The sequence below is a fragment of the Streptomyces sp. NPDC031497 genome, from assembly GCF_055580905.1.
Window position 1 is genome coordinate 305,840 of the sequence record NZ_JBVIKO010000004.1, and the last position, 15,823, is coordinate 321,662.

The 15,823-nt window shown below is 72.1% G+C and carries 14 protein-coding genes; 5 read left to right on the top strand and 9 right to left on the bottom strand.

The window, feature by feature from the left end; translation table 11 throughout:
* Positions 1-37: 37 nt before the first annotated feature.
* Positions 38-1,693 carry a hypothetical protein gene (locus ACZ5K7_RS10035; protein ID WP_468912310.1) on the bottom strand — a complete coding sequence of 552 codons (1,656 nt, stop codon included), beginning with the start codon at positions 1,691-1,693 and terminating at the stop codon, positions 38-40.
* 201 nt (positions 1,694-1,894) lie between these two features.
* Positions 1,895-3,280, bottom strand: coding sequence for a transcriptional regulator (locus ACZ5K7_RS10040; protein ID WP_351711835.1), 1,386 nt, complete (start codon positions 3,278-3,280; stop codon positions 1,895-1,897).
* Positions 3,281-3,554: 274 nt separating this feature from the next.
* Here ACZ5K7_RS10040 and ACZ5K7_RS10045 point away from each other — a divergent pair, with 274 nt between their 5' ends.
* The 3 genes from ACZ5K7_RS10045 (at position 3,555) to ACZ5K7_RS10055 (ending at position 6,879) form a co-directional block, all read left to right on the top strand.
* Entirely contained in the window at positions 3,555-4,217 is a 663-nt protein-coding gene (locus tag ACZ5K7_RS10045) for a bifunctional DNA primase/polymerase (RefSeq protein ID WP_351711833.1), read from the top strand.
* Between the two features lie 299 nt (positions 4,218-4,516).
* Positions 4,517-5,290, top strand: a complete 774-nt coding sequence (locus ACZ5K7_RS10050; RefSeq protein ID WP_468912312.1) for an ABC transporter ATP-binding protein — start codon at positions 4,517-4,519, stop codon at positions 5,288-5,290.
* Positions 5,287-6,879, top strand: a complete 1,593-nt coding sequence (locus tag ACZ5K7_RS10055; RefSeq protein ID WP_468912314.1) for a transporter — start codon at positions 5,287-5,289, stop codon at positions 6,877-6,879. The genes ACZ5K7_RS10050 and ACZ5K7_RS10055 overlap by 4 nt, the downstream gene beginning before the upstream one ends.
* Before the next feature lie 229 nt (positions 6,880-7,108).
* On the opposite strand, the gene ACZ5K7_RS10060 is transcribed toward ACZ5K7_RS10055, so the two are convergent.
* Together ACZ5K7_RS10060 and ACZ5K7_RS10065 are read right to left on the bottom strand one after the other, a co-directional pair.
* On the bottom strand, positions 7,109-7,999 hold the full coding sequence (locus ACZ5K7_RS10060; RefSeq protein ID WP_468912316.1) for an alpha/beta fold hydrolase: 891 nt from the start codon (positions 7,997-7,999) through the stop codon (positions 7,109-7,111).
* A gap of 498 nt (positions 8,000-8,497) precedes the next feature.
* On the bottom strand, positions 8,498-9,190 hold the full coding sequence (locus tag ACZ5K7_RS10065) for a metal-dependent transcriptional regulator (protein ID WP_351321325.1): 693 nt from the start codon (positions 9,188-9,190) through the stop codon (positions 8,498-8,500).
* A 253-nt stretch (positions 9,191-9,443) separates the two neighbouring features.
* Here ACZ5K7_RS10065 and ACZ5K7_RS10070 point away from each other — a divergent pair, with 253 nt between their 5' ends.
* On the top strand, positions 9,444-10,199 hold the full coding sequence (locus tag ACZ5K7_RS10070; RefSeq protein ID WP_468912318.1) for an SIS domain-containing protein: 756 nt from the start codon (positions 9,444-9,446) through the stop codon (positions 10,197-10,199).
* Between the two features lie 18 nt (positions 10,200-10,217).
* On the opposite strand, the gene ACZ5K7_RS10075 is transcribed toward ACZ5K7_RS10070, so the two are convergent.
* The 4 genes from ACZ5K7_RS10075 to pdxH all read right to left on the bottom strand — a co-directional run bounded on the left by ACZ5K7_RS10075 (position 10,218) and on the right by pdxH (position 13,732).
* Positions 10,218-11,642: a PAS domain-containing protein gene (locus ACZ5K7_RS10075; RefSeq protein ID WP_468912319.1), complete on the bottom strand. Its 1,425-nt coding sequence runs from the start codon at positions 11,640-11,642 to the stop codon at positions 10,218-10,220.
* 128 nt (positions 11,643-11,770) lie between these two features.
* Entirely contained in the window at positions 11,771-12,214 is a 444-nt protein-coding gene (locus tag ACZ5K7_RS10080; protein ID WP_468912321.1) for a GNAT family N-acetyltransferase, read from the bottom strand.
* Entirely contained in the window at positions 12,211-12,615 is a 405-nt protein-coding gene (locus ACZ5K7_RS10085) for a RidA family protein (protein ID WP_468912323.1), read from the bottom strand. Before ACZ5K7_RS10085 ends, ACZ5K7_RS10080 begins: the two co-directional genes overlap by 4 nt.
* Positions 12,616-13,018: 403 nt before the next feature.
* The gene (pdxH, locus tag ACZ5K7_RS10090) at positions 13,019-13,732 is read right to left on the bottom strand and encodes a pyridoxamine 5'-phosphate oxidase (protein WP_468912602.1); all 714 of its coding nucleotides are present in this window, start codon (positions 13,730-13,732) and stop codon (positions 13,019-13,021) included.
* A 125-nt stretch (positions 13,733-13,857) separates the two neighbouring features.
* On the opposite strand from pdxH, the gene ACZ5K7_RS10095 reads away from it, so the two are divergent.
* Positions 13,858-14,958 (top strand): citrate synthase 2, encoded by a 1,101-nt coding sequence (locus ACZ5K7_RS10095; RefSeq protein WP_468912325.1) that lies wholly within the window; start codon positions 13,858-13,860, stop codon positions 14,956-14,958.
* A 158-nt stretch (positions 14,959-15,116) separates the two neighbouring features.
* Here the strand turns inward: ACZ5K7_RS10095 and ACZ5K7_RS10100 are convergent, their stop codons facing one another.
* The gene (locus ACZ5K7_RS10100) at positions 15,117-15,767 is read right to left on the bottom strand and encodes a nuclear transport factor 2 family protein (RefSeq protein ID WP_468912326.1); all 651 of its coding nucleotides are present in this window, start codon (positions 15,765-15,767) and stop codon (positions 15,117-15,119) included.
* Positions 15,768-15,823: the final 56 nt, after the last annotated feature.

Here is a 15,823-nt window from a genome sequence, read left to right on the forward strand (position 1 = left end):
CCGGTCGGCCCGACCGGCTCCTACAGCCGGCCCGCTCTCACAGCTGGGTCGGCTGCCGCTGGGTCAGCCCGTACTTGCTCGCGATCGTGTTCCACAGCGCGGCCGCCTTCACCTTCTGGGCGCTGGCGGTGCCGCTCTCCTGGTTGCCGGCCGCGGTCTGGCCGGTGGTGCGGGCCTGGCCCTTGCGGCAGCCGTGCTTGCCCTTGGCCTGGTCGGCCCAGGCCGCGTAGTGGTTGTCGGCGTTCGCGGAGGCCTGCCAGGCCTTGGTGAGGGCGGTGGTCAGCTCGGCGTTGCCCGGCAGCTTGTCGACGGACAGCTTCGCCAGCCGGGTGACCAGCTCGGTGCGCTGCTGGGCGGCGTTGCGCAGGTCGGAGGCGGAACCGTCCAGGTTCTTGCACTGCTTCACCTGGGCGACGGCGTTGATCACCGAGGCGCGGCTGCTGCCGCTGTCGGCGAGCAGCTGGTCCAGGGCAGCGGCCTGCGCCTTCGCCGGGTCGCCCGCGGCGGACGCGGACCCGCCGGTGGCGCCCACGGACGCGGCGACCGTCTTGTTGGCGTCGTCCGAGCCCCCGCCGCCCCCGCTGAACAGGGCACCGGCCCCGATGCCGAGGACGACGATCCCGATCCCGACGGCCGCGATCAGCGGCACCTTCGACCGGCCACGACCGCCCCGGCCACCGCCGTCACCGTCGTGATCGTGGTCGTACGACGACGGGGGCGGGGTGTAGGCCGGCGGCGGCTGCTGCTGGAAGCTCTGCGGCTGCTGCTGGTAGCGCGGCAGCTGGGCCGTGGACGCGGCCGGGGGCTCGCCGCCCGGCCCGCTGCGGAAGAGGTTGTCGAACTCGGCGGGCGGCTGCCGGTCCCCGCCCTGCTCGGCCCCGGCCTGGTACGGCGGTATGTACTGCGTGGCCTCGGCGTCGGAGTGCCCGGCGGGGGCGGACGGCCGCCCCAGGAATGCGGTCTGCTCGTGGGATGTCTCCGGCGGCAGCGCACCCGGGCCGATCGGCGGTATCAGCTGGGTGGCCCCCTCGGGAGCCGCGGCCACCGGCGGTATGTACTGCGTGGCGCCCTCGTCCACCGGCGCGGCGGGCACCGGCGGGATGTACTGGGTCGCGCCCTCGTCGGCGGACGGCAGGGCACCGGGGTACCCGCCGTGGCCTCCGTGCGGGACGGCGGGCGGCAGCGCGGCACCCGGAGCGCCGTAGGGGTCCTGGCCGCCGGCCGGGGGCAGCGGGGCACCGTACGGCTGCTGGGGCTGGGCGCCGTAGCCGTACGACTGCTCGTAGCCGCCGCCGTACGACGGGGCGGGCGCCCCCTCCGGCGGGAGCGGGCCGCCGCCGGAGGCGGGGGACTGGTACTGGTCGGCCTGCGCCTGCGCCTGGGCCTGCGCGGCGTGCGACTGGGCGTTCCAGGCGGGCGGCAGCTCCGGCGCCGGCTCCTGGGTGTTCCACTCCTGGCCGGCCGCCTGCGGCCAGCCCTGCTCGGGCTGCGGCGCGCCCTGCTGGTGACCGGGACCCCACGGCTGCCCCCAGGCCTGGCCCTCGGAGGGCGCGGTGGTCGGCGCCGGGGCCGCCGCGGGCGGCTGCGACAGGGGGGCGGGAACGCCCGTCATGCCCGGCAGCAGCGGCTCGCCACCGTCGGAGGGCAGCACGATGCCTTCGCGTGCGGGCTCGCCCTGTCCACTCTGCGTCACCGGGACTCCTACTAATGGGGGACCTTGTGAATCGTCGGCTCACGCTACCGGGTCCCCTCAGCCAGGTGCCACGCGGCCAAGGACGCGATCTTCTTCCCTGGGACAGCAGTAACAAAACCGCCCCGCGGTGCGCTGTATATGCCGTCTCTCGCCCGGCAAGGTGTGGTTTCCCACACGTTCACGCATCCGCGGGGCATGAATTCATGCGGCCGCCTGCAGATCCAGCCGGGCGCCGAACTCCCTGACGACCGGTTCGTCCCGGAACGGCTCCAGACGCTGCTGGAAGTCCTCCAGGTACTCGGCGCCCCGGTTGGAACGGACCGTCTCAAGGAGTTCCACCGCCTTGAGCCCCGTGGCACAGGCCTGTTCGATCTCGCGCTGCTGCACCTGCGCCGTGGCGAGGAGCACATAGCCGATCGCGCGGCGCCGTGCCCGCGTCGGCGGGTGCCCGGCCAGCGACTGCTCCGCGGTCCTCGCGGCCGCCTCGGCCTGGCCCAGGTCACGGTGGCAGTGCGCCAACTCGTCGGCCAGATAGGCCTCGTCGAAGTGCGCGATCCACGCCGGGTCGTCCCCGGACGACGGATCGGCCGCCTCCATCGCCGACACCGCGCGCCCCGAAGCCAGCTGCGCCGACCGCGCGTCCCCCAGCAGCGCGTGCCCGCGGGCCTCGGCCGCGTAGAACATGGCCTCCGCGCGCGGAGTCACGCGCCCGCGCGCCCCCTCCTGCGCCGCCCGCGCCAACTGGGCGATCTCCCGCGGGTTTCCGAGCTGCGCGGCGAGGTGGCTCATGGAGGCGGCGAGCACATAGCCGCCGTAGCCGCGGTCGCCGGCGGCCTGCGCGAGACGCAGCGACTGGATGTAGTACCGCTGGGCGAGCCCGGGTTGACCGGTGTCGACGGCCATGTACCCGGCGAGCTCGGTGAGCCGGGCGACGGCGGCGAACAGGTCCCGTCCGACGGACTCCCGGTAGGACCCGGCGAGCAGCCCGGAGACCACGCTGTTGAGGTAGTGCACGACGACCGGGCGCACATGCCCGCTGCCGTACTGGTGGTCCAGGTCGGTGAGCGCCTGCGTCATGGCCTTCACGGCCGCGACGTCCGACGGCCCGACCCGCGGCCCGGCCTGCCGTGCCACCTGCGCGTCCGGCGCCGAGATCAGCCAGTCCCGGCTGGGCTCCACCAGCGCGGACGCGGCGACCGAGGAGCCGGACAGGAAGTCCCGGCGGCCCACGTCACTGCGCCACAGCTCGCAGACCTGCTCGATGGCCCCCAGGACCGTCGGCGAGAACTGGAGGCCGACGCCCGACGCGAGGTTCTTGCCGTTGGCCATGCCGATCTCGTCGATCGTGACCGTACGGCCCAGCTTGCGTCCCAGCGCCTCGGCGATGATCGCGGGCGCGCGGCCCCGCGGCTGCTGTCCGCGCAGCCAGCGGGCCACGGACGTCTTGTCGTACCGGAGGTCGAGACCGTGCTCCGCGCCGCACATGTTGACCCGGCGGGCGAGCCCGGCGTTCGAGCACCCCGCCTCCTGGATGAGCGCCTGCAACCGTTCGTTCGGCTGCCGCGCGACAAGCGGCCTTGCGGCCATGGCGTACCCCCTGCGAACTCCCTGTAGGGAAAAGATCCGGCCTTGACGATCACTGCCCAGCGGACATACCGAAAATGCGGGACATGCGAGGATTGCCGGGTAAAGGCAGCGGATTCACGGGTACGACCGCTGCCAACCCCCCATGTGTGACTACCCGCTCACGCCCCGGTTCCTCCTGCGCGCCCCCACACGTGCATCCATGCGCCCCAGTTGCGGAAAAGATGCTCCTCCCCCGCGCGCGCTACGCCCGTAACTCCAGGTGGGTGCGGGAGTTGTGTTGAGCGTGGAAGAGACGATCGTTGGCACCGAAGCCGCTCAGATTCCGAAGCAGCGCGGGGAATCGCTGCTGGAGACCGCCGTACGCTACGCCGAGGAGCGCCACTGGGACGTCTTCCCCGGGACCTGGCTGGAAGCGGTCGAGGGGGTGCAGCACTGTTCCTGTGGTGAGGTCGCGTGCGGCGCGCCCGGCGCGCACGCGGCGCGCCCGGACTGGGCGACGCAGGCGACCGGTAGTGCGACGGTCGCGCGCCGGATGTGGCAGAAGCAGCCGACGGCGTCGATCCTGCTGCCGACGGGGCGGACCTTCGACGCGTTGTCCGTCCCGGAGACGGCCGGGTTCCTGGCGCTGGCGCGGATGGAGCGGATGGAGCTGACGCTCGGGCCGGTGACGCTCACGCCCGATCGCCGGATGCAGTTCTTCGTGCTGCCGGGCGGGTCGGCGAAGGTGCCGGAGCTGGTACGGAAGCTGGGCTGGGCGCCGGCGTCGCTGGACCTCACGGCGCTGGGTGAGGGCGCGTACGTGCCGGCGCCGCCTACGCGGCTGGGCTCCCGGGGTGCGGTGCAGTGGGCCTGCCGGCCGACACCGGCGAACCGGTGGCTGCCGGATGCGGAGGAGTTGATCTCGCCGTTGGCTTATGCGTGTGGGCGGGACCGGTAGCGCCTTTTGGGCTGCCGGGTGCGGTGTCGTCGGCGAGCGCGGGTGCGGTGCCATCGGCGACCGCGGGTGCGGTGTCGTAGGCGAGCGCGGGTGCGTCGTGGCTGGTCGCGCAGTTCCCCGCGCCCCTGACGGGGCCCGTCGTAGCTGCGGGCAGGCGTGCCGTCGGGCGGCACGGGTGGGCGCTGGGGGTACCCCCTCTGGGGAGGCACCCTGCCAGCGCCGGTAAGCGCCCCTCCCCCGGCCCTCAGCCCCCGCCCACCCGCACCCTCGTAGACCCGACTCCCCCGTAGGGTTCTGGCATGACCGATGCCGTACGTGTTCGTGGGCTCTGGAAGCGGTTTGGGCAGCAGGTCGCCGTCGGTGGGATCGATCTGTCGCTGCCCGCCGGGAAGTTCGTCGGACTGGTCGGGCCCAACGGGGCCGGGAAGACCACCACCCTCTCGATGGTGACCGGGCTGCTCCGGCCGGACCAGGGGAGCGTCGAGGTGGTCGGGCACGACGTCTGGCAGGACCCGGTCGCGGTGAAGGCCCGTATCGGCGTACTGCCCGAAGGGCTCCGGCTCTTCGAGCGGCTCTCCGGACGCGAACTGCTCGGCTACAGCGGCCGCCTGCGCGGACTGCCCGGCGCCGAGGTCGACAAGCGGGCCACGCAACTCCTCGACGTCCTCGATCTCGCCGGCTCCCAGCACAAGCTCGTCGTCGACTACTCGACCGGCATGCGCAAGAAGATCGGGCTCGCGGCGGCTCTCCTCCACAACCCCGAAGCCCTCTTCCTGGACGAGCCGTTCGAGGGCGTCGACCCGGTGTCCGCGCAGACCATCCGGGGCGTCCTGGAGCGCTACACGGCCTCCGGCGCGACCGTCGTCTTCTCCTCCCACGTCATGGAACTCGTCGAGTCGCTGTGCGACTGGGTGGCGGTGCTGGCCGCCGGGCGGATCCGCGCGACGGGGACGTTGGAGGACGTGCGCGGGGCGCACGGCACCCTCCAGGCCGCGTTCCTCGAACTGGTCGGGGCGAGCGGGCGGAACGCCGGGGCGGACCTGGACTGGCTGGGCGGCGGGGCGGCCCGATGACGGACGTGACCTCCACCGTCGTACGGCTGAAGCTGTCGCTGTTGCGCAACGGGCTGCGGCAGTCCGGTGGCCGGCGGGCCGCGTTCGTCGCGTCGGCCGTGCTCGCGCTGCTGTTCGGGGCGGTGCAGCTGCTGGGGCTGATCCTGCTGCGCGGGCATGCGCACGCGGACGCCGTGGCCATGCTGACGTCGGCCGTGCTGGCGCTCGGGTGGGCGGTCATGCCGCTGTTCTTCCCGAGCGGCGACGAGACTCTGGACCCGACCCGCCTGGTGATGCTCCCGCTGCGGCCACGACCGCTGGTACGGGCCCTGCTGGCCGCCTCCCTGGTCGGCATCGGCCCGCTGTTCTCGCTGTTGCTGCTGGTGGGCTGTGTGGTGTCCGTGGCGCACGGGGCGGCCGGGTACGGTGTCGCGGTCGTCGCGGTCGCCCTCGCGCTGCTGGTCTGCGTGGCCCTCGCGCGGGCCGTGGCCGCCGCGAACGTACGGCTGCTCAGCAGCCGCAAGGGCCGTGACCTCGCGGTACTGAGCGGCCTGGTCATCGCGATCGGGGCGCAGCTGGTCAACTTCGGTGCCCGCAGCCTCGGTGCGGCCGGGCTCGGGGAACTCGCGCCGGTGGCCGACGTGGTGCGCTGGCTGCCGCCGGCGTCGGCGATCGGCGCGGTGCACTCGGCGAGCGAGGGGTCGTACGGCACGGCCGCCGCACAGCTGGGCCTGTCCGTCACCGCGCTGGTGTTGCTGATCGGCGCCTGGGCGCGGACCCTGACCCGGCTGATGACCTCGCCGGACGGCTCGACGCTCCAGGCGCCCGACTCGGCCGTCCGGAGCCGTGCCTCCGACGGCGCGGGCCTGGGGCGCCTGCTGCCGGCCGGCCGCACCGGAACGGTCATGGCGCGCAGCCTGCGCTATGTCTGGCGCGACCCCAAGACCAAGGCCGCGTGGGTGACGTCCCTGGCCATCGGCTTGATCGTGCCCGTCTTCAACGCCCTCCAGGGCACCGGGTCGATCTACTTCGCGTGCTTCGCCGCCGGGATGCTCGGCATCCAGATGTACAACCAGTTCGGGCAGGACACCTCGGCCTTCTGGATGGTCGCGATGACCATCTCGTCCCCGCGGGACGCCTATGTCGAGCTGCGCGGGCGGGCGCTGGCCCTGCTGGTGATCACGCTGCCGTACGCGGCGCTGGTGACCGTCCTGACCACGGCCATGCTGGGCGACTGGCCGCGGCTGCCCGAGGTGCTCGGCCTGTCCTTCGCCCTGCTCGGCGCGATGCTGGCGACCGGCGCCTGGACCTCGGCCCGCTTCCCGTACTCCATCCCCCAGGAGGGCCACAAGAACGTCGCCCCCGGCCAGGCCGGCCTCGCCTGGATCGCGATCTTCGGCGGCATGGTCTCGGCGGCCCTGCTGTGCGCCCCCGTCATCGCCCTGACGATCGCGTTGAACGTGAGCGCGGGAGGCAGGGAGTGGACATGGGTGCTACTGCCGGTGGGGGCGGCCTACGGGGCGGCGATCACGTGGTCGGGGCTGCGCGCGGCGGCACCGCGGACGGCGGCAAACCTGCCGGAGATCCTGACGGCTGTCAGCAGGGGCTGACCGCAGCGCCCCTCAGCGGCGCGGGGCTGTACCGACTTCCGGCTACCGCCGCATGGACGCGACCCCTCTCAGCCGACAGGCGGAACATGCGCCCTTCAGGGGCGCGGGGCTGTGATGAATTTGCGGCTCCGCCGCGTGGGCGCGAGCAACCACAACGCACCCGCACCCGCACCCGCACCCGCACCCGCACCCGCCGAACCTCCTGCACACCCTCCCCCGTAGGCACCCTTCACTCCCCCACCCGATCAAGAAACGGCTCGACCGCCGCCCGCCAGGCCTCCGGCCGGTCATACGGCAGCAGATGCCCCGCCTCGGCCACCTCGGCGTACTCCCCCTTGGAAAGGACCCGCACCATCTCCTGCGCCTCCGCCCGCCCCAGCTCCCCGTCCACCCCGCGCACCACCAGCGAGGGACACGGCACCTGGGCCAGTTCCTCCCAGTGCGCGTCGTACACCCAGGTCTCCCGGGACTTCAGCATCTGGTCGGGGTCGAAGACGGGCCGCCACCCGTCGGCGCACTCGTGCATCACCTCGGCGTAGAACTCCCCGCGCGCCGGGTTCGGCCGCTCCACCCACGGGTCGTCCTCGCCGAACCACTTGCGTACGTCGGCGAGCGTGGCGAAGGGGACGGGCCAGGACTTGAACCAGTCGGCCCACTCGCGCTGCGAGGCCGCGCCCAGCGCGGAGGCCCGCATATCGCAGATGATCAGGCCCCGGACCAGTTCGGGGCGCTTCGCGGCGAGCTGCCAGGCGGTCAGCGCGCCCATGGCGTGGCCGATGAGCACGGCCGGGGCGAGGTCCAGCTGCTCGATGGCGGCCGCGGCGTCCTCGACGTACGCCTCACGGGTGTACGCGGCCTGCGGGGGCTTGTCGCTCTGGCCGTGGCCGCGCTGGTCGAGAGCGACGGCGCGGTGCCGGTCGGAGAGCCAGCGGGCGGTGGAGGCCCAGTGCGAGGCACGGCCCATCAGGCCGTGCAGTAACAGCACGCCGGGGAGCGAGCGGTCCGGGTCGGCACGATCACCGTGCGGCCGCGCCGGGTCCCCCTCCTTGGGCGGGTCCGCGAACTCCCAGGCGGCGAGGTGTACGCCGCCGGCTCCTGTCACGTCGATGCGTCGTGCCATGAGCCTGGCACCCCCCTAGCTCCGCGTGCCTAGTGTCGCCTCGTATCGCTTCGTGATGCTTCGGTACCGCTGCAGACTATCGAATATCTATTCGAAAATCGGGTCCCTGCGGGCAACACCCCTCGTTCGAGTGACCCCTTCCCAGGCATGATCGGCGCCACCAGGGGGATTTGTTCTGCGGGGGGCGGACCGCTCGGGGAAGACGGTCCGAGGGGATGACCCTGAGAGCTCGGGGCTCCGGGTCAGCACTGGGGAGGACAGGCCCCGGCACCGAAGGGTGCCGGGGCCAACCCCAGGCCCATGTCCATGTCTTCGGCACATCCTCCCCGCCCCCCTCAGGTCATACGCCTCTCGCGACAGCCTGGCACGCGAAACGTTCCAGCGCTGCGATTCGGCGCACTGAATCTTGGATTCGACACGTTCGACCGACCCGGGAGAGACGGCGACAGGGGGCGTCAACTCCCCCACGAGCAAGGGAAGTTGAACGGCCCTCCGGTCTCAGCGCTTGGCGACGAACACGTGGGAGGCCACGTCCGCCTCCAGCTCGGCCGCCTCGCCGCCGCTGCCCACCAGCACCCCGCCGGCCGCCTCCGTCACGCTCACCACCGAACCCGGCTGCACACCCGCCCGCCGCAGCGTGTACATCAGCTGCGCATCGGTCTGGATGGGCTCGCCGATCCGGCGTACGACCACGGTCTTGCCGTCCGCACCCGGGTCCAGGTCGGCCAGCGACACCATGCCCTCGTCGAGGAAGGGGTCCGCGCCGTCCTTCTCGCCCAGCTCCTCCAGTCCCGGGATCGGGTTGCCGTACGGCGACTCGGTCGGGTGGCGCAGCAGCTCCAGCACCCGCCGCTCCACGGCCTCGCTCATCACGTGCTCCCAGCGACACGCCTCGGCGTGCACCTGCTCCCACTCCAGGCCGATCACATCGACCAGCAGGCACTCGGCGAGCCGGTGCTTGCGCATCACGCGCGTCGCCAGCCGGCGGCCCTCGTCGGTCAGCTCCAGATGGCGGTCGCTGGCGACGGACACCAGGCCGTCCCGCTCCATCCGCGCCACCGTCTGGCTCACCGTCGGCCCGCTCTGGTCGAGCCGCTCCGCGATGCGGGCGCGCATGGGGACCACGCCTTCCTCTTCAAGCTCGAGGATGGTGCGGAGATACATCTCCGTGGTGTCGATCAGTCCGGACATACGTGCCCCTCGATTACCTCTGCCGGAAGCCCGGCCGCGTGCGTGCGCTGGCCCTGTCACCAATTCTGCCGGATCCCACTGACAAGCGGGGGACGCCGGGAGAACAGAGGTCGGACATCCCGGCCGCCGCTGCCGTCCCCGGCCGTATTGACACCGAGATGGTCCAGACCGGAGGGTGATCGGCGACACAGACTTCCGTGCCACGGATCTCCGCGACACGGGCCACGGCGTCGACCGCGCAAAGGGGCACCGCATGAGCGACGGCACACCCGCCGACCTGTTCTTCGACGCCGCGATCGGCCTCCTGCAACGCGTCCGCGACGAGGAGGCCGAGGCGATCACCGCCGCCGGCACCCTTCTCGCCGACACCGTCGCCTCCGGCGGCCGGCTGTTCGCCTTCGGCGCCGGGCACTCCTCCCTCGCCGCCCAGGACGTGGTCTACCGCGCGGGCGGCCTCGCCCTCATGAACCTCCTCGCCGCCCCCGGCCTGGTCGGCGTCGACGTGATGCCCGCCACCCTCGGCTCCCGCCTGGAACGCGTCGACGGACTCGCCACCGCCGTCCTCGACACCTCACCCCTGCGCGCCGGGGACACCCTCGTGATCATCTCCCTCTCCGGCCGCAACGCCCTGCCCGTCGAAATGGCCGTCAGCGCCCGCACCCGCGGCGCCAGGGTCATCGGCGTGACCTCCGTGGCCTACGCCGCCGAGACCGCGTCCCGGCACTCCTCCGGCACGTATCTCAAGGACCACTGCGACGTCGTACTCGACTCGAAGATCGCCATCGGGGACGCCGAACTCACCCTCGACACCATCCCGGCGCCCTTCGCCCCCGCCTCCACGGTCGTCACCAGCGCCCTGCTCCAGGCGGTCCTGGCGACCACCGCGGCCACCCTCGCCGACCGCGGCATCGAACCCCCGCTGCTGCGCTCCGGCAACGTCGACGGCGGCCACGAGTGGAACGCCCGGGTGTTCGAGGAGTACCGCGACCGGATCTTCTACCAGCACTGAGACGCAGCCACTGGACTGCTACTGCTGCTGCTGTTCCTTCGCCAGCTGGGCCAGATCCAGCGCCGTGGCGATCCGCACGGCCACGTCCTCCGCGTACGTCGCGTCCACCCGCTCGAAGCGGCTGCGCGCCGACCCGCGCAGGAACGTCAGCACACCCAGCGTCCGCCCCCGGCTGCGCAGCACCGCGCACAACGCGTGCACCGCGTCCCCCGGCCACTGCCGCTCCAGCGCCCACTCCCGCGCGCGGTCCGCCGGCACGCTCCCGGCGTCCGCCCGCACACTCCCGGCGCGCGCCACGCACTGCAGCGCCGGATGCCCCTCCTCGTAGCGCACCGGCAGCCCCGCCGCGCCCGTCAGCAGGCTCGGTCCGGGCGCCCCGGAGGGCGTGCCCGCGATCCGCACCAGCCGTACCGGACCCACGTCGCCGTCCGCCCGGGCACCGCCCACCACCCGGTCGACCACCGCGTGATCGGCGAACCCGGCCAGCGCGAAGTCCAGGTGGACGGTGGCCGCCTCCACCGAATCCTCGCACTCGGAGGCCGCCCGGCCCGCACGATGCAGCTGGTTCGCGCGGAAGCGCAGCATGGCCGCCTCCTGCTCGGCCTGCTTGGCCTCCGTGACGTCCTGGAACAGCCAGCCCACCCCCAGCGGCACCGGCTCCTCCGCGAGCGGCGACGCCAGCCGCACGAACCCGGACCGCCAGCAGCGCCGCTGCTCGCCCTCGGCCGTCCGCACGCTCACCCACATCTCGGCCGGTGCCGGCGGCGCGCCCTCGGCCAGCACATGCGTGAGCGCGGCCTCCAGATCCTCCACGCCCTGCGCCAGCAGCTCCCCGAGGGGGCGCCCCAGCGCCGACGTACGCCCGGTCCCGAGCGCCCGCGCGGCATGCGCGTTGACGACGGCGGGCCGCAGATCCGCGTCCACCAGGACGACACCCCAGGCCGCGTCCTCGAACAGCGCCTCGCTCAGCGCGATCGACCGCTCCAGGTCGATCTGCGTATGCACCTCGCTGAACGCGCAGTACACCCCCGCGGGCTTCCCGTCCGGGCCGCGCACGGCCGCCGACTGCGTCCGTACGAGCACCCGCCCGCCGTCCTTGGTGAGCAGCGCGAACTCATGCACCTGGCGCCCCGGGGCGTGCATGGCCGACAGCAGCCGCCCCTCGACCTCGTCGGCGTCCGCCTCACGCACCGCCCAGCCGGCGAACCCGTGCCGGCCCACCGCCTCGGCCGCCGTCCACCCCAGGATCCGCTCGGCCTCACGGTTCCAGTGCGTGACGAAGCCGTCCGCGTCGAACGCGCACAGGGCCGCGTCCATGCCGTCGAGGAGCGCGGCGAGCAGATCGGACCCGCCCGAGTCCTCCGGACCGTCCCGCTCCGGTTCCGGCTCGGGCTCGTCGGGCCCCAGCTCGTCGGTGGTCCCACTACGCCGGGAAGCACTCACCTGGACCCCCATCAGGCTGCGTCCGCACGCACGGCGCGCCGGTTCCTCGCTGCCCTTCATTCAACTCGAACGTGACGCAGCCCACACTGTGTTCCCGCAAGATTGAAGGAATCGTTGCAAGCCGACGCTCACAACCCGAGCCGAAGATCCACCCACTCATCGTTCCCTCCGTCGAGCACATACCGCTCCACCTCGACGAACCCGTGCCGCCCGGCGAACCGCAGCCCGTCCTCGTTGACCGCCAGCACACACGTCTCGATGGCCTCGGCACCCTGCACGCGCGCGTGCGCGAGCCCCCGCTCGTACAACGCCTTGCCGAACCCCCGCCCCCGAAACCCCGGCAGCACCCGGGCGATCACGGTCACCGCCCCGTCGACCGCGGGCCGCACGGTGGAACACCCCACGAGCACGTCCCCGAGATACGCGTTCTCCAGCCGGTATCCCCGCGCCAGCCGCTCCCGCGCCTCGGCAGTCGACATCGCGGCCGGCGGTACGACGACGTTGTGCACGTACCGCCACTCCTCCAGCGCCTCGTCCCCACCGACGCCGACGACCCTCAGCACACCGCTCACGCGTCGCCCGCCGCTCCCGCCGCCCGCCGCGCGCACACCTCGATCTCGATCTTCATCCGCTGATCCGCGAGCCCGCACACCATCATCGTCGCGGCCGGCCGCACATCCCCGAACACCCGGCGCAACACCGGCCAGCACGGCTCGAAGTCCTCCCGCGCGGGCAGCAGGTACCGCACCCGCACCACATCCTTGAACCCGCACCGGGCCTCGGCCAGCGCCGCCCCGATGTTCCGCAGACACTGCTCGGCCTGCTCCACCACGTCCTCGGAGATGGTCATCTCCGCGTAGTCGAACCCCGTGGTCCCGGACACATGCACCCAGTCCCCGTCCACCACGGCTCGCGCGTACCCGATCTGCTCCTCGAACACCGATCCGCTGAGAATCACCTGCCGCTTTGTCATGTACGAAACGCTAGGGGGTGACTCAGAAGTCGATCAAGCAGCGCCGGAGGAAACCCTGAAGAGGGGACGGATACGGCGCTCGGCGGGAGCTCATTCCGCCAACGTCTCCAAAAAAACAGTTGAGCCTTTCCCGGCAGCTTCCTAGAGTGGCTGGTACTTCGGAAGGGAGGTGGTTCGGTAGATGTATGCATATCGGACGGAAGAGGTGGCTGCGGGCTAGCGGCTCGCCACCACACGATGTGCGGTGCCGGACCAGCGTGCGCGAGACGCACGCAGCCGGCCAATCCGACGCAGTCACCCGACCCGCGAGCTCGCCGGTACGTCCGGCCGGCTTCTCCGTCGTCAGACGGAGAGACCCGAGCTCGCGGGTCGTCTGCGTTTCCGGCCCTGCCCCGTCGGGGCCTCAGGGGCTGAGGCGTTCCACGTGCCAGGCGCCGTCGGCGCCGGTGACGTAGCGGAGGCGGTCGTGGAGACGGTTGTGGCGGCCCTGCCAGAACTCGACCGTGCGGGGTTCGACGCGGAAGCCGCCCCAGTGCGGAGGGACCGGGACCTGTTCGCCCTCGGGGTAGCGGGCGCTCAGCTCGGCGTAGGCGGTGTCGAGTTCGGTGCGGGAGCGGATGACCGAGGACTGGGCGCTGGCCCAGGCGCCGAGCTGGGAGCCGTGCGGGCGGGTGCGGAAGTAGGCGGCGGTCTCGTCGCGGCCGGTGCGGCGGGCGGTGCCGGTGACGATGACCTGACGGGCGATCCCGTGCCAGGGGAAGAGCAGCGAGATGTGCGGGTTCGCGGCGAGGTCCCGGGCCTTGCGGGAGTCGTAGTTGGTGTAGAAGACGAAGCCCTGGGTGTCGTACTGCTTCATCAGGACCGTACGTGAGCTGGGGCGGCCCTCGGTGTCGGCGGTGGAGACGATCATCGCGTTGGGTTCGTAGATCATGCCGTCGGCGGCCGCCCGCGCGGCTTGCTCGAACCAGCGGGTGAACTGGTCCATGGGGTGTGCGGCGAGGTCGTTCTCGGCGAGGCCCTCGGCCTGGTAGTGCTTGCGCATCAGCGCGGGGTTGAGGATGGGGTCGGCGGCGGCAGCGTCGGGGTCGGTCACGCGGTCATCCTGCCGTATGCACATATAGGTCCGGGCCACATGTGGGCGCCTACCTGATGTGGCACTGAGTGCCGCTGGGCTCCCCATCTTTGGCACTCGGGGTTATGGTGCTGATGCCTCCGCCATACACCTCATCGAGGAGCCGCCCCATGTCCGACTTCGTACCTGGGCTCGAAGGAGTCGTCGCGTTCGAGACGGAGATCGCCGAACCGGACAAGGAGGGGGGCGCCCTGCGGTACCGGGGCGTGGACATCGAGGACCTGGTCGGGCACGTCTCGTTCGGGAACGTGTGGGGGCTGCTCGTCGACGGTGCCTTCAATCCCGGTCTGCCGCCCGCCGAGCCGTTTCCGATCCCGGTCCATTCGGGTGACATCCGGGTCGATGTGCAGTCCGCGCTCGCCATGCTCGCGCCGGTGTGGGGGCTGAAGCCGCTCCTGGACATCGACGCGGAGCAGGCCCGGGAGGACCTGGCGCGGGCCGCGGTCATGGCGCTGTCGTACGTCGCCCAGTCCGCGCGTGGGCAGGGGCTGGCGATGGTGCCGCAGCGGGAGATCGACAAGGCGAGCTCGGTGGTGGAGCGGTTCATGATCCGGTGGCGGGGGGAGCCGGATCCCAAGCATGTGGCGGCCGTGGACGCGTACTGGACGTCGGCCGCCGAGCACGGCATGAACGCGTCCACGTTCACCGCGCGGGTCATCGCTTCCACCGGCGCGGATGTCGCCGCCGCGCTGTCGGGTGCGGTGGGGGCCATGTCGGGGCCGCTGCACGGGGGCGCGCCGTCCCGGGTGCTGGGGATGATCGAGGAGATCGAGCGGACCGGGGACGCCGAGGCCTACGTCAAGGGTGCGCTGGACCGGGGCGAGCGGCTGATGGGGTTCGGGCACCGGGTGTACCGGGCGGAGGATCCGCGGGCGCGGGTGCTGCGGCGGACGGCGCGGGAGCTGGGGGCGCCGCGGTTCGAGATCGCGGAGGCGTTGGAGAAGGCGGCGCTGGAGGAGCTCCACAACCGTCGGCCGGATCGTGTGCTCGCCACCAATGTGGAGTTCTGGGCTGCGATCATGCTGGACTTCGCGGAGGTGCCGGCGCACATGTTCACGTCGATGTTCACGTGTGCGCGCACCGCTGGGTGGTCGGCGCACATTCTCGAGCAGAAGCGGACGGGGCGGTTGGTGCGGCCGTCGGCGGAGTATGTGGGGCCGGGTGTGCGGGGGCCTCAGGACATCGAGGGGTACGGGGACATCGCCCGCTAGGGCCGGATCGCCGGCCAGGTCGTGAGGTACTCCGACCGGTGACCGCGCCTCGCCCCCAGGAGCCGCACGGCCCGGCCTGCGCGGGCGTGCCGGCGGTCGGGCTCGGCGGGTGATGCGCGGCCGGTGGCGCCGGGCATCACCCGCCGGACGAGCGGGTTTCAGTGCTTGTTGACGGCGGAGGCCCAGTCGAAGTCCACGCCCATGTCGGAGTACATCTTCGAGTACCCCACGAAGCAGTTGAACATCTTGACCTTGCCGTTCTTCAGGTACCAGAAGTCGGCGGTCGGCGCGGCGACCTTGTTGCCGTTCCCCTTGAGGACGCCCGCCGGCGTCTGGAGCTGACCGTCGAACGTGCCGTCGATCGACAGCTCGATGCTGACCACGTCGCCGTTCACGGTGATGCGCTTGAGGTCACGGTGCACGTCGGAGAAGAGGCTCTTCATGTAGGGCAGGACGTTGCCGAGCTTCTCCCCCCGATAGGCCTGGCCGGCGACCATGTCGTTGAAGACGCCGTCCTTGGTGAAGCTGTTGACGAACGTCGGGACGTCGATGTGGCTGCCGTCCGCCACGTAGTAGTCGCGCAGGACGACCGCGAGGTTGGCCTTCTCGTGCTTGGTCAGGTGGCGGTCGGTGAGCGGCAGCTTCGCCAGCTGGCGTGCGGTCAGGGTCGGGGCGGCCGTGGTGCTGTGGACCGCTGCCTTGTCGTGTGCGGGGCTCGCGGCCTGTGACGGCACGGCGGCGATGGAAAGACCACCCAGGACAGCTATCGCGGTCGCGGCGGTGATCGACTTCCGGCTGAGCAGCTTCATGTCGTGTTCCTCCAGGTCAGGTACTCAGGATTCGAGATCCGTCGCAACGGTCTCGG

Bases quoted from the DNA above. Each gene is read 5' to 3' on its own strand.
- ACZ5K7_RS10040 (WP_351711835.1), bottom strand. From the start codon at position 3,280: ATGGCCGCAAGGCCGCTTGTCGCGCGGCAGCCGAACGAACGGTTGCAG.
- ACZ5K7_RS10050 (WP_468912312.1), top strand. From the start codon at position 4,517: ATGACCGATGCCGTACGTGTTCGTGGGCTCTGGAAGCGGTTTGGGCAG.
- ACZ5K7_RS10055 (WP_468912314.1), top strand. From the start codon at position 5,287: ATGACGGACGTGACCTCCACCGTCGTACGGCTGAAGCTGTCGCTGTTG.
- ACZ5K7_RS10060 (WP_468912316.1), bottom strand. From the start codon at position 7,999: ATGGCACGACGCATCGACGTGACAGGAGCCGGCGGCGTACACCTCGCC.
- ACZ5K7_RS10065 (WP_351321325.1), bottom strand. From the start codon at position 9,190: ATGTCCGGACTGATCGACACCACGGAGATGTATCTCCGCACCATCCTC.
- ACZ5K7_RS10070 (WP_468912318.1), top strand. From the start codon at position 9,444: ATGAGCGACGGCACACCCGCCGACCTGTTCTTCGACGCCGCGATCGGC.
- ACZ5K7_RS10085 (WP_468912323.1), bottom strand. From the start codon at position 12,615: ATGACAAAGCGGCAGGTGATTCTCAGCGGATCGGTGTTCGAGGAGCAG.
- pdxH (WP_468912602.1), bottom strand. From the start codon at position 13,732: ATGTGCATACGGCAGGATGACCGCGTGACCGACCCCGACGCTGCCGCC.
- ACZ5K7_RS10095 (WP_468912325.1), top strand. From the start codon at position 13,858: ATGTCCGACTTCGTACCTGGGCTCGAAGGAGTCGTCGCGTTCGAGACG.
- ACZ5K7_RS10100 (WP_468912326.1), bottom strand. From the start codon at position 15,767: ATGAAGCTGCTCAGCCGGAAGTCGATCACCGCCGCGACCGCGATAGCT.